Below are 12052 nucleotides of genomic sequence, written 5' to 3' on the forward strand. Positions count from 1 at the left end.
GACGCAGCAGGAAGCACCGGATCAGTCTTATGTCCCGCTATAACGCCAAGGCGGTCGAAACCAAGTGGCAGGCCGTCTGGGACGAGCGTCAGTCGTTCCGCGCCGAAAACGACACCCAGCGACCCAAGTATTACGTCCTTGAGATGTTTCCCTATCCGTCGGGGCGCATCCATATGGGCCATGTGCGCAACTACACGCTGGGCGATGTCGTCGCCCGCTACAAGCGCGCACGCGGCTTCAACGTGCTGCATCCGATGGGCTGGGACGCCTTTGGCCTGCCGGCGGAAAACGCCGCACAGGAAAAGAAGGTCCATCCCGCCGCCTGGACCTACGACAACATCGCCAACATGCGTAGCGAGCTGCAGCGCATGGGCCTGTCGCTGGACTGGAGCCGCGAGCTCGCGACCTGCCATCCCGGCTACTACAAATATCAGCAGCAGATCTTCCTGGATTTCCTGAAAGCCGGGCTGATTTATCGCAAGGAAAGTTTCGTCAACTGGGATCCGGTGGATCACACCGTGCTCGCCAATGAACAGGTGATCGACGGACGCGGCTGGCGCTCGGGCGCGCTGGTTGAACGCCGCAAGCTGTCGCAGTGGTTCCTCAAGATCACCGCCTATGCCGATGACCTGCTGACCACGCTACAGACCGGGCTGGAACGCTGGCCCGAGCGCGTCAAACTGATGCAGCAGAACTGGATCGGCAAATCGGAAGGCGCACGCTTCAGCTTCGCGCTGAAGAACCGTGCCGATAAGATCGAAGTCTATTCGACGCGGCCCGATACACTGTACGGCGCCAGCTTCGTCGCCATCGCCGCCGATCATCCGATCGCCGCCGAGATGGCGAAAAATGATCCCGAGCTCGCGGCCTTCATCGAGGAATGTCGCCAGACCGGCACAGCGGAAGCCGAGCTGGAAAAGGCCGAGAAGAAGGGTTACCGCATTCCGGTCGACGCCCTGCATCCCTTTGATCCGTCATGGGCGCTGCCGGTCTATGTCGCCAATTTCGTGCTGATGGAATACGGCACCGGCGCCATCTTCGGCTGCCCGGGTCATGACCAGCGCGATCTGGATTTTGCGCGCAAATACAATCTGTCCGTGAAGGCGGTCGTCGCTCCGAAAGGCCAGGGCGACATCGAGATCGGCACCGAAGCCTTCACCGAGACCGACAACACGGTCGCGATCAATTCGGATTTCCTCAATGGCCTGGATGTCACGGCCGCCAAGCGCGCCGCGATCCAGAAGCTGGAGCAGATGAAATCGGGCGAAGGCACCGTCACCTTCCGCCTGCGCGACTGGGGCGTTTCGCGCCAGCGCTACTGGGGCTGCCCGATTCCGGTGATCCACTGCGATGCCTGCGGCATCGTGCCGGTGCCGCCGAAAGACCTGCCGGTCGAACTGCCCGACGATGTCACCTTCGACAAGCCTGGCAATCCACTCGATCTGCATCCGACCTGGAAGCATGTGACCTGCCCGACCTGTGGCGGCAAGGGCCGGCGCGAAACCGACACCTGCGACACCTTTGTCGATTCGTCGTGGTATTTCGCCCGCTTCTGCAGCCCGCGCGCCGATCTGCCCGTCGAGAAAGCGGCGGCCGATTACTGGCTGCCGGTCGATCAGTATATCGGTGGTATCGAGCACGCGATTCTGCATCTGCTCTACTCGCGCTTCTTCACCCGTGCGCTGCGCGACACCGGCCATATCTCGCTGCCCAGCGGCGAACCCTTCGAAGGCCTGTTCACCCAGGGCATGGTCTGTCACGAGACCTATAAGGATGCCTCCGGCGCCTGGCTGCAGCCGACCGAAGTGAAGAAGGACGGTGGCAAGGTCGTGCATCTGCGCACCGGCGAACCGGTGACGGTCGGCCGTACCGAAAAGATGTCGAAGTCGAAGAAGAACGTCATCGACCCCGGCCTGATCATCGACACCTACGGCGCCGATACCGCGCGCTGGTTTATGCTGTCCGACAGCCCGCCGGAGCGTGATCTGGAATGGAGCGAAGGCGGCGTTGAAGGCGCTTGGCGCTTCACCCAGCGCTTGTGGCGCCTGGTCGACGAGCCGCGCGGCCCGATTGCCGCCAAGGGTGCAAGCCTGCCCGGCGAATGGCCGGCCCCGACCCTGGAGCTGCGGCGCGCCCTGCACAAGACCATCCTGGCCTTGACCGGCGATCTGGAAAATTTCCATTTCAACAAGGCAGTGGCCCGCATTCACGAATTCACCAACCTGCTGGAAGCGGCCAAGGGCGACGATGCCGCCACTGCCTGGGCCCGCCGTGAGGCGCTGGAGGCCCTGTCCAAGCTGATCGGCCCCATGGTGCCGCATCTAGCCGAGGAAATCTGGCAGGCGATGGGCCATGACGGTCTGCTGCTGGACCAGCCCTGGCCGGTGGCCGATGCCGCCCTGGCGCGGGATGAAACCGTCACCATCGCGGTGCAGGTGTCGGGCAAGCTGCGCGCCACCATCGAGGTGGATCGTGACATGGAGCAGACAGCGCTGGAAAAACTGGCGCTGGCCAACGACAATGTCCTGCGTGCCATGGAGGGCAAACCCGTGCGCAAGGTCATCGTCGTCCCGAACCGGATCGTCAATGTTGTGGTCTAGGCCCAGCAAGCTCCTGATTGCCGGCATGCTGGTCATGCTGATGGCAGGCTGTGGCTTCAAGCCGTTGTACCGCACGGACAGCGCTGGCGACGTGGTGCCGCAATTCAGTCAGATCAGCATTGCACAGCCTGAGGACCGGCCGAGCCAGCAGCTGCGAAACTATCTGCTCGACTCGCTGACACCGCATGGTGAGCCGCAGAAGCCCCGCTATATCCTGGAATACCGGCTGACCGAGAATATCGGGTCCGTCTTCGTGACGCGGAGTGAAGAGATCACCCGCAACAACCTCCAGATGGCGGTCTATTATACCTTGCGGGATTATGAAACCGGCAAGCCCGTCTACAGCCAGTCGGTGCAAAGCCTGGCCTCCTACAATCTGACGCTCGCCGACTATGCCAATCTCGTCAGCGAGAAGAATGCTCGCGAGCGCAGCCTCAAGGACATCGCCGAGCAGATGCGCCTGCGGCTAGGCAACTTCTTCGATCGCCGGTCGGCTGCCGGACAGCCCCGCACGCAATGAAGCTCGCGACACGCGACGCTGAAGCCTTCGTCAAACGGCCGCGCGCCGATATCCGGGCGGTGCTATTGTTCGGCTCTGACGCCGGCCTGATCCGCGAACGCGCCAAAATCATCGCCAAGAGCGCCTGTGAAGACCTGAGCGATCCTTTTCGCGTTTCCACCCTCACCGGTGCACAGTTGCAGGATGACCCGGCCCGGCTGGCCGATGAGGCCGGTGCGATTGCGCTGACCGGCGGCCGCCGCGTCGTCATGGTGTCAGGAGCCGGTGACCGCAACGCCAAACTGTTTGAAGCCTTTCTCGAAGCGCCCGTCGGCGACACGCTGGTCGTGGTCGAGGCCGGCGAGCTCACCGCGCGCTCAAGCTTGCGCGTTGCCTTCGAGGAAGCACCGATTGCCGCCGCCATCGCCTGCTACGCCGATGACAACCGCGCCCTGCAGGGCCTGGTGGAAGACGTGGCGCGCGAAGCCGGCAAGAAGGTCGCACCCGAAGCCATGGCCTACTTGCTCGACAATCTCGGCACCGACCGCATGGTCAGCCGTGGCGAGTTGGCCAAGCTGATGCTCTACAAGGGCGACGACACGACGCCGGTCAGCCTGGAGGATTGCGAGGCCACGATCGGCGACAGCTCCACGCTGTTTCTCGACGACGCTGCTTTTGCCGCTTTCGGCGGCGATTTCAACACGCTGACTGATGCCCTCACTCGCTGCGAAAGTGCGGGCGAGTCGCCGGTGGCGATCCTGCGTGTAGCGCAAAAACATGGCCAGAAGCTGCATCTGGCCGCGGCCCAGCGCGAAAGTGGCGGGCGCGCCGACCCGACGCGGCTGGGCGTGCACTGGACGCGGCGCGATGGCTTCGAGCGGCAGACCAAGATGTGGTCGAGCGACCGGCTGATGCGCGCGCTGGAAATCCTGACCGATGCCGAGCTGCTGACCAAAAGCACCGGCATGCCGGCGGCGGCTGCCTGCGGCGACGCGTTGCTGCGCATAGCGCGCGCAGCCCGCGTCAGCCGCTAGGCCTTACTCTCCGAAATCGAGAATACCCGCCGCGCCGTCTTCCGCCCCGGCCATCAGATAGCGGCCATCGGAGGTCCAGGCCAGTGCCGTCACCGGCGCCGGGCCCAGCGTTTCGAGATCGATACTCGACTCATCATTGATGCGGCCAAGCTTGAGCCGGCCGTTCACGTCGCCCGACGCCACCAGACCGTGGCGCGGATGGCAGGCCACCACTGTCGCCACGGCGCCGCGGCTGAGTTCGACCGGCGCCGAGCCCATCGGACCCTTGCCCTTGCAGTCCCAGACCACCACCGTTTCAGCGCCCGAGGTGGCAAGCCAGCGGCCGTCCTTCGACCAGCTCATGCTCTTGGGCTTGTTGGGATAGCCGCTCATGCGCATGTCGGCGCTGTCGCTGAGCCGCCAGCCATGCATCTCGTTTTCCTGCGTCGCGGTCATGATGAACTTGCCGTCGGGCGACCAGGTCACCGCGACATGCGAGCTTTTCCAGGCCAGCCTTTTCGCCGGCTGCGCCTCGGCCTTGGCCCACCACAATGTGACGCCGCCGTAATGCGACACCACCAGCCGCTTCCCCTTCGGATTGAAGGCAATGCCACTGATCGTGCTGGGGTGATCCTCGAAGATGGCACCCGGCTCGCCGCGCGGATTGAGCAGGCCGACGCGCTTGCCGGCGGCATAGGCAATGCCGCCTTCCGACACCGCCACCTGTTCGATCCATTTGCGCGGCACGGCGGCGAGCTCGTGTCCCGTTCCATCGACAGCAGTCAGCATCAGCTTGCCGTCATCGCCGCCCGAGACGAAACCCTCGCCATCGGTGGAAGCGGCCAGGCACAGCAGCGCCGCGTCGGGATGCGCAACGAGCCGCCGCGTGGTGTCGGCATCGGGCTCGTCGAAGGGCCGCAGCGCGATCGAGCCGTCGCCCAGACCGAAACCTGCGGTGCCCGCACCCTCAGCCGCCGCGACCGCGACGACGCCGGACTTGAACTGCCACAGATACGCGCGGAAACCGATCTGCGACTTAGGCGCGGGTGGCATCGAAACCCCGCTGCAGAGCGTTGCGGTCAAGATCGCGGCCGATGAAGACCAGGCGCGAGACGCGCTTTTCATCGACGCGCCAGTCGCGCTGGAAATCGCCATCCTTGATCATATGCACGGCCTGGAAGACGAAGCGCTTGTCGCTGCCCTGGAAAGCCAGGATGCCCTTGCTGCGCAGGATGTCCTGGCCTTTGCTGGCCAGCAGTTCGCTGATCCAGGCGTCGAACTTGCGCGAATCGATCGGCGTATCGACGGTCAGCGACACACTTTTCACCGTGGTGTCGTGGATGCTGTCGCCATGATCATGGTCGCAATGCTCATCATGCACATGGCCGGCTTCGCCATGGGCCGGGTTGTGGCCATGGTCGTGGTGGTGATGCCCGTGGTCATGATCATGGTCATGCCCGCAATGCTCGTCATGCACATGACCAGCCTCACCATGTGGCGGATTCAGGAAATCCGGCTCCAAGTCGAGGATGCGGTTGAGGTCGAAGGCGCCGCGGTCAAGCACCTTGTCGAGCGCGACATCGCACTTCGTCGCATGATGAATCTGCGCGAAGCGGTTGACGCTGCGGATGCGGCGCTCGATATCGGCCAACTCGTCCTTGGTCACCAAGTCGGTCTTGTTCAGCACGATCACGTCGGCGAAGGCGATCTGCTCTTCCGCTTCGCGGCTGTCCTTCAGGCGCAGCGGCAGATGACGGGCATCCACCACGGTGACGATCGAATCAAGACGGGCGCGGCGGGCCACATCCTCGTCCACAAAGAAGGTCTGCGCCACCGGACCCGGATCGGCCAGACCCGTAGTCTCCACGATGATGGCGTCGAAGCGGTCCTTGCGCTTGAACAGGCCCTCGATGATGCGGATCAGGTCGCCGCGCACGGTGCAGCAGATGCAGCCGTTGTTCATCTCGAAGACTTCCTCGTCGGCATCCACGACCAGTTCGTTGTCGATGCCGATTTCGCCGAATTCGTTGATGATAACGGCGTATTTCTTGCCGTGCTGCTCGGTCAGGATGCGGTTCAGCAGCGTGGTCTTGCCCGCGCCGAGATAGCCGGTCAGCACGGTGACGGGGGTCTGAATATTTTCGGATGACTGTGACATAAGCGGATATCTCCGGCCGGCATGGCCATGCTACGAAGCAGGCCTTATATTGAATATCGGGGCGTAACCATAGTGGCCTCGCCCTCAGAGTCCAGTCTTGGGTCCAGACCCGGCCAGAGCGTCAGAAACCATGGCAAAAACCTATTCCATCACCGTTCCCAGCCCGCTCGGCTCCCTCACCGTGACCGCCACCGCCACGGCCGTCGTCAAGCTCGACTGGGGCGGCCGGGGCGCCAAAGCCGCCGACGTCGACATGCCGCCCGAGGCCGAGGCCCTGCTGGCCGAAACCGCCCGTCAGCTCGAGATCTATTTCCGGGACGGCAAGCATGCCTTCGACCTGCCGCTGGAACCGGCCGGCACCGACTTCCAGCGCGCCGTATGGGACTTCATGCTGGCCATCCCGGCCGGCCGCACGCGCAGCTATGGCGAGGCCGCGACCGCCATCGGCAGCGGGCCGATCGACTCCCGGGCAGTTGGCAGTGCCTGCGGCGCCAATCCGATCCCGGTGATCATTCCCTGCCACCGGATTCTTGCGGCCGGCGGCGATGCCGGCGGCTATTCGGGCAAGGGCGGACTGGAAACCAAACGCTGGCTGCTGCGCCACGAGGGCGCCTATGTGCCCTCGGAGCAGGTCACCCTGCTGTAACCGATTTCACAGGCTCGTGCTGATGTGACCGGGACCATATGGCCCCGGTTGCCGCACGCCATGCGCTCTGGTTAGAGTTCCTCCCCGGATAACCAGGAGGAACGCGCAATGGCCAAGACCATCACGATCAGCGCCCATGATGGCGGCAGCTTCACCGCCTATCAGGCCGGCGACACCAATACTGCTTCTGGGCGCCCCGGCATCCTGGTCATCCAGGAGATTTTCGGCGTCAACAAGGTGATGCGCGACATCTGCGACGACCTGGCCAAACAGGGCTATGTCGCGGTCTGCCCCGACATCTTCTGGCGCCAGGAACCCGGCGTCGACATCACCGACAAGAGCGAAGCCGAGTGGAAGAAGGCTTTTGCGTTGTTCGGCGGCTTCAATCTCGATCTCGGCATCGAGGACCTGAAGTCCACACTCGCCGCCATCCGCAAGCTGCCCGGCGTCACCGGCAAGGTCGGCACGGTCGGCTACTGCCTCGGCGGCAAGCTGGCTTTCCTGATGGCGACGCGCAGCGACATTGATGCGTCCGTGTCCTATTACGGCGTCGGCCTGGCCGACCACACCGGCGAGGTGGCCAACATCAAGAAGCCGCTGCTGATGCATGTCGCCACCGAAGACAAATTCGTGCCCAAGGACCAGCAGGCCAAGGTAAAGGCGGCGGTGGCCGCCAACCCGAATGTCACGCTGCATGAATACCAGGGCAACGACCATGCCTTTGCGCGTACCGGTGGCGATCACTATGACAAAGCCGCCGCCGATAGCGCCAATGCGCGCAGTGCTGATTTCTTCAAGAAGCATCTCGGTTAAGGGGCGACACACATCATGGTTCACGCGATCCGCATCCACGCCACCGGCGGCCCCGAACAGATGAAGTGGGAAGAGGTCGAGGTCGGCGCGCCCGGCGCCGGCCAGATTCGCCTCAAGACCACGGCGGCCGGCCTGAACTATATCGACACCTACCATCGCAGCGGTCTGTACAAGCAGCCGCTGCCGCTGGTGCTGGGCATGGAAGGTGCCGGCACGGTGACGGCAGTGGGCGATGGCGTGAGTGACGTGAAGGTCGGCGACCGCGTCGCCTATGCCTCGGCACCGCTCGGCTCCTATGCGGAAGAGCGCCTGATGCCGGCCGACCGCGTTGTGGTGATACCGGACGGGATCAGCGACAGCCAGGCCGCCGCCATCATGCTGAAGGGCATGACGACGGAATATCTCGTGCTGCGCACCTACAAGATCAAGGCCGGCGACACCGTGCTGTTCCATGCCGCCGCCGGCGGCGTCGGGCTGATCTTCGGCCAGTGGGCGAAGGCGCTCGGCGCGACGGTGATCGGTACCGTGGGCAGCGACGACAAGGCCAAGCTGGCGAAAGCCCATGGCTACGACCACATCATCAACTACCGCACCGAGAATTTCGTCGAGCGCGTGAAGGAACTCACCAAGGGCGCGATGCTGCCCGTGGTCTATGACGGCGTCGGCAAGGATACCTGGCCGGCCTCGCTCGACTGCCTGCAGCCGCTCGGCCTGATGGTCAGCTTCGGCAATGCGTCGGGCCCGGTGCCGCCGACCGATATCGGCATTCTCGCGGGCAAGGGCTCGCTCTATCTCACGCGACCCACGATGGTGACCTACACGGCCAAGCGCGCCGATCTGGTTGCCTCGGCCAACGCGCTGTTCGATGTGGTGAAGCGCGGCAAGGTGAAGGTGGAAATCCCGCAGACCTATGCGCTGAAGGATGCGGCGCGCGCCCATACCGATCTGGAAGCGCGCAAGACCACCGGCTCGACGCTGTTGCTGCCGTAATCCGATACGGGTCCGGTTGGCCGGACCCGTATTCATCGGCTATCTGTCATCTCACCGCCGCTGGGCGCGCCAGTCCTCGACCGACACCACCTGCCCCTGCTCCCGCATGCGGAAATAGAAGTCCCGCCCCAGCGAGGCCGGGCCGGAAATACCGCTCTTGGCGCCCTGACCTTCCACCCGCACCACCAGCTCGAAGGCGCCACCATTCTCAGAGCGATCGGTCTCGAAGCCGTCGACCAGCAGCATGCGATGCAACTGCATGGTATGCGGGTTGCGGGTATCGAGATACGAGCCGTATTGCAGCCGGTTATCCTCGAAATGCCGCCGCAGCATCGGCTCGCTGATTGTCCACAGCGCCTCCTTGCTGCGCTTCATGCGCGGCAGCGTTGCGGCCTCCGCCGAGGCCATGGCCGGCGCAGCCGCGGTCGCATCGACAGCCTTGCCGCCGACTGCCGCTGCCGTGCCCCCCGATGGCGGGCCGCCGGCAGACGGCGCCAGCGCGATGGCGGTCACCGGATCGTATTTCACATTGGCATTGGTGGCGGTATCGACCATCACGCCGATCAGGCCGCCGATCAGGATGTTGCCCAGCGTGGATGCCGCCATGTCGTATTTCACGACACCCTTGGCCTCCTCGAAGCTCTCCTTGCGGCACACCACCTCGATGTCGGCGCGCGCCTTCTGGATCTGCACGCTGCCCGGGGTCACCGTGCGGCCGATGGTCAGGCCGTTGCGGGTCAGCACGCAGTCGGCGCCCGGCGGGTTGGTCTGGAAGGTCAGGGTCTGCGAGCTGCCTTCGGTCACCGATGAACAGCTGGCCAGCAGCAGGCCCGCCCCTGAAAGGCCGGCCAGGATTACGCGACGCATGTCTTTCCCCCAATGCAAATCACCCTGCACAGGATGCGCCGGCGCGCGTGGCCACGCGCGTTGATAAACCGTCAAAACCGTCCCGGTGGCGGAATTCCGCAGTCCGGCGGCGCCTAAACCCGGCCCGACTCGAATCCGGCGCGCCGTGCGCCCGAGTCGAGTCGGGGCCAAACGGTTGCGCGCGGCCCGGCAACGGGCTTTCATCCCCGGACTTTCGCCCTGGGCTTTCGCCCTGGCTTTCACCCTGGGCTTTCGCTACGGGCTTTCGCTACGGGCTTCGCGATGACCGACCTTTTGCATCTCGCCGCCGGCAACCTGCTGTCGCCGATGATCCTGGCCTTCGTGCTGGGCGCGGTGGCGGCCGGCCTGCGCTCCGACCTGGAAATCCCCGAGGGCGCGGCGAAAGGCCTGGCGATCTACCTGATGTTCGCCATCGGCTTCAAGGGCGGCGTCGCCATGCACACCGCCAGCGGCTGGGCGCTGGTCGGCGCCATTGTCGCGGCGCTCATTTTAAGCCTCGCCCTGCCGCTGATCGCCTTCGGCCTGTTGCGGGGCGTCTGGGGCCAGAGCCGGGTCAACGCCGCCGCCATCGCCGCCCATTACGGCTCGATCAGCATCGTGACTTTCGTGACGGCGGCCGAATTCCTGCGCAGCCGCGACATCCCGTATGAGGGCTATCTCGTCGCCATGACGGCGGTGATGGAGACGCCCGCCATCCTGGTCGGGCTGCTGCTCGCCGGCCGCCAGGTGCAGCAGGGCATGCAGCCCGGCAGCAGCGAACGCGGCGCGCTGGTGCGCGAAGTGCTGGTGAATGGCTCGGTGATGCTGCTGGTCGGCGGCTTTGTCATCGGCTGGGTCACCGGCGATGCCGGCATGACCAAGATCAAACCCTTCGTGTCCGACCTGTTCAATGGCGCGCTCTGCATCTTCCTGCTCGATATGGGTCTGGTGGCCGTGCGCCAGGGTCGCGCCGCCAAGCGCTTCCCCCGGGCGCTGATCCTGTTCGGCTTCGTCATGCCACCGATCGGCGCGGCCTGCGGCTTCATCGCCGCCTGGGCGCTCGGGCTTTCGGTTGGCGGCGCCATGCTGTTAGCTGTACTGGGCGCGTCCGCATCATACATAGCCGTGCCGGCCGCGATGCGCCTCGCCTTGCCGGCCGCCAGCCCGTCGCTGTCGGTGACGCTGGCGCTGGCCATCACCTTCCCCTTCAATGTCGCCATCGGCCTGCCGCTTTACCTGACGGTGGCGCAGCGCCTGTTCGGAGCCTGAGATCATGGCCATGGAATCGAACAAGACCACGCATCCGCGCAAGAAGATCGAGATCATCGTCGAGGCGCCGCTCCAGCGCTCCGTTCTCGAGTGGCTCTCCGCTCAGGGCGTGAAGGGCTGGAGCCTGCTGCCGCGCGTGATCGGCGGCGGGCAACAAGGCGAGCGCAGCGGCGACGACATCACGCGGGCGTTTGACAATGTGATGATCGTGGCGGTGACCACCGAGGCCGTGGCGCGCCAGGTGCTGGACGGCTTCCATGCCCGCTTCACCGATGCGGTGGCGATTGTCTATCTCTCGGATGTGGAAGTGGCCAGAGCGGAGCGGTTCACATGATGAACCGAGCGGAGCGATTCACATGATGAATCGGGCGGAGCGGTTCACATGACCGACGTTCTCGCCACTGGCCCCACCCCGGCCCAGCAGGCCCGTGCCGTGGCGCGCGCCTGCCGCACGGCCGCGCTCTCCACCACCATGGCGGATGGGTCCGGTCAACCTTATGTCTCGCTGGTGCTGACGGCGTTCGATCATGACGCAGCGCCACTGCTGCTGATCTCGCGGCTGGCCGAGCATACCAAGAATATCCTGCATGACGACCGCGTGGCGCTGCTCTGCGACGGCACGGCGCATGTCGCCGAGCCGCTGACCGGCCCGCGCGTCACCCTGCTCGGCCGCGCCGAAAAGACGGATGACGCCCGGCACAAGGCGCGCTACCTGGCGCGGCATCCCTCGGCCGAGATGTATGCCGGCTTCGCCGATTTCGCCTTCTACAAAATTCATGTCGAGCGCGCGCATATCGTGGCCGGCTTTGGCAAGATCCACTGGCTGGACGATTACAGCTATGGCGGCGACTGGGCGGCGCTGGCCGAGGCCGAGGCCGACATCATCGACCACATGAACGACGACCATCTCGATGCCGTGCAGCTCTATGCGCAGAAACTGCTGAACAAGCGCGGCGACGGGTGGACGCTCTGCGGCATCGACGCCGAGGGCGCCGACCTGATCCGCGAAGGCCGCGTCACGCGGCTGCCGTTCGAGACCGACATTACCAGCGCCGAGCAGGCACGGATCGAACTGGTGCGGCTGGTGAAGAAGGCCCGAAATTCCGCCTAAAGACTCCTTAGGTGCCGAATAATAGGAATTATTACCTATTATGAGAACTACTTGACAACCTAGAGAGTCCGACCTATTTAAACCGC

Annotated in this window: 12 protein-coding genes; 9 read left to right on the forward strand and 3 right to left on the reverse strand. The window is 64.6% G+C overall.

What is annotated here, in order from left to right; genetic code table 11:
• Window positions 1–29 precede the first annotated feature (29 nt).
• Genes leuS through holA form a run of 3 tightly spaced genes read left to right on the forward strand, consistent with a single transcriptional unit; the run spans window position 30 to window position 4133 of the window.
• Window positions 30–2600: a leucine--tRNA ligase gene (gene leuS / locus AC1RRT_RS06880; protein WP_493013034.1), complete on the forward strand. Its 2571-nt coding sequence runs from the start codon at window positions 30–32 to the stop codon at window positions 2598–2600.
• 25 nt (window positions 2601–2625) lie between these two features.
• On the forward strand, window positions 2626–3120 hold the full coding sequence (lptE, locus tag AC1RRT_RS06885; protein ID WP_493013035.1) for an LPS assembly lipoprotein LptE: 495 nt from the start codon (window positions 2626–2628) through the stop codon (window positions 3118–3120).
• Entirely contained in the window at window positions 3117–4133 is a 1017-nt protein-coding gene (gene holA, locus AC1RRT_RS06890; RefSeq protein ID WP_493013036.1) for a DNA polymerase III subunit delta, read from the forward strand. Before lptE ends, holA begins: the two co-directional genes overlap by 4 nt.
• 3 nt (window positions 4134–4136) lie before the next feature.
• On the opposite strand, the gene AC1RRT_RS06895 is transcribed toward holA, so the two are convergent.
• Entirely contained in the window at window positions 4137–5165 is a 1029-nt protein-coding gene (locus tag AC1RRT_RS06895) for a WD40 repeat domain-containing protein (protein WP_493013037.1), read from the reverse strand.
• Window positions 5149–6270 (reverse strand): CobW family GTP-binding protein, encoded by a 1122-nt coding sequence (locus AC1RRT_RS06900; protein ID WP_493013038.1) that lies wholly within the window; start codon window positions 6268–6270, stop codon window positions 5149–5151. The genes AC1RRT_RS06895 and AC1RRT_RS06900 overlap by 17 nt, the downstream gene beginning before the upstream one ends.
• A 130-nt stretch (window positions 6271–6400) precedes the next feature.
• Here AC1RRT_RS06900 and AC1RRT_RS06905 point away from each other — a divergent pair, with 130 nt between their 5' ends.
• The 3 genes from AC1RRT_RS06905 to AC1RRT_RS06915 all read left to right on the forward strand — a co-directional run bounded on the left by AC1RRT_RS06905 (window position 6401) and on the right by AC1RRT_RS06915 (window position 8719).
• Window positions 6401–6916, forward strand: a complete 516-nt coding sequence (locus tag AC1RRT_RS06905) for a methylated-DNA--[protein]-cysteine S-methyltransferase (RefSeq protein ID WP_493013039.1) — start codon at window positions 6401–6403, stop codon at window positions 6914–6916.
• A 108-nt stretch (window positions 6917–7024) separates the two neighbouring features.
• Window positions 7025–7729 (forward strand): dienelactone hydrolase family protein, encoded by a 705-nt coding sequence (locus tag AC1RRT_RS06910; RefSeq protein ID WP_493013040.1) that lies wholly within the window; start codon window positions 7025–7027, stop codon window positions 7727–7729.
• A gap of 15 nt (window positions 7730–7744) precedes the next feature.
• Window positions 7745–8719, forward strand: coding sequence for a quinone oxidoreductase family protein (locus tag AC1RRT_RS06915; protein WP_493013041.1), 975 nt, complete (start codon window positions 7745–7747; stop codon window positions 8717–8719).
• Between the two features lie 51 nt (window positions 8720–8770).
• Here AC1RRT_RS06915 and AC1RRT_RS06920 read toward each other — a convergent pair whose 3' ends face one another.
• Window positions 8771–9586 carry a hypothetical protein gene (locus tag AC1RRT_RS06920; RefSeq protein ID WP_493013042.1) on the reverse strand — a complete coding sequence of 272 codons (816 nt, stop codon included), beginning with the start codon at window positions 9584–9586 and terminating at the stop codon, window positions 8771–8773.
• Between the two features lie 282 nt (window positions 9587–9868).
• Here AC1RRT_RS06920 and AC1RRT_RS06925 point away from each other — a divergent pair, with 282 nt between their 5' ends.
• From AC1RRT_RS06925 to AC1RRT_RS06935, 3 genes are read left to right on the forward strand one after another with little or no spacing between them, the layout of a single operon-like run.
• On the forward strand, window positions 9869–10855 hold the full coding sequence (locus AC1RRT_RS06925; protein WP_493013043.1) for a sodium-dependent bicarbonate transport family permease: 987 nt from the start codon (window positions 9869–9871) through the stop codon (window positions 10853–10855).
• Window positions 10856–10859: 4 nt separating this feature from the next.
• Window positions 10860–11189, forward strand: coding sequence for a P-II family nitrogen regulator (locus AC1RRT_RS06930; protein ID WP_493013044.1), 330 nt, complete (start codon window positions 10860–10862; stop codon window positions 11187–11189).
• A 48-nt stretch (window positions 11190–11237) separates the two neighbouring features.
• Window positions 11238–11966, forward strand: coding sequence for a HugZ family pyridoxamine 5'-phosphate oxidase (locus tag AC1RRT_RS06935; protein ID WP_493013045.1), 729 nt, complete (start codon window positions 11238–11240; stop codon window positions 11964–11966).
• Window positions 11967–12052 lie beyond the last annotated feature (86 nt).

The sequence above is a fragment of the Ferrovibrio sp. GW821-FHT12B10 genome, from assembly GCF_058807515.1.

What these genes read in the sequence shown, in the direction of transcription:
- AC1RRT_RS06925 (WP_493013043.1), top strand. Translation starts at nt 9,869, where the DNA reads ATGACCGACCTTTTGCATCTCGCCGCCGGCAACCTGCTGTCGCCGATG.
- AC1RRT_RS06900 (WP_493013038.1), bottom strand. Translation starts at nt 6,270, where the DNA reads ATGTCACAGTCATCCGAAAATATTCAGACCCCCGTCACCGTGCTGACC.
- leuS (WP_493013034.1), top strand. Translation starts at nt 30, where the DNA reads ATGTCCCGCTATAACGCCAAGGCGGTCGAAACCAAGTGGCAGGCCGTC.
- AC1RRT_RS06910 (WP_493013040.1), top strand. Translation starts at nt 7,025, where the DNA reads ATGGCCAAGACCATCACGATCAGCGCCCATGATGGCGGCAGCTTCACC.
- lptE (WP_493013035.1), top strand. Translation starts at nt 2,626, where the DNA reads ATGCTGGTCATGCTGATGGCAGGCTGTGGCTTCAAGCCGTTGTACCGC.
- holA (WP_493013036.1), top strand. Translation starts at nt 3,117, where the DNA reads ATGAAGCTCGCGACACGCGACGCTGAAGCCTTCGTCAAACGGCCGCGC.
- AC1RRT_RS06895 (WP_493013037.1), bottom strand. Translation starts at nt 5,165, where the DNA reads ATGCCACCCGCGCCTAAGTCGCAGATCGGTTTCCGCGCGTATCTGTGG.
- AC1RRT_RS06935 (WP_493013045.1), top strand. Translation starts at nt 11,238, where the DNA reads ATGACCGACGTTCTCGCCACTGGCCCCACCCCGGCCCAGCAGGCCCGT.
- AC1RRT_RS06905 (WP_493013039.1), top strand. Translation starts at nt 6,401, where the DNA reads ATGGCAAAAACCTATTCCATCACCGTTCCCAGCCCGCTCGGCTCCCTC.
- AC1RRT_RS06915 (WP_493013041.1), top strand. Translation starts at nt 7,745, where the DNA reads ATGGTTCACGCGATCCGCATCCACGCCACCGGCGGCCCCGAACAGATG.
- AC1RRT_RS06930 (WP_493013044.1), top strand. Translation starts at nt 10,860, where the DNA reads ATGGCCATGGAATCGAACAAGACCACGCATCCGCGCAAGAAGATCGAG.
- AC1RRT_RS06920 (WP_493013042.1), bottom strand. Translation starts at nt 9,586, where the DNA reads ATGCGTCGCGTAATCCTGGCCGGCCTTTCAGGGGCGGGCCTGCTGCTG.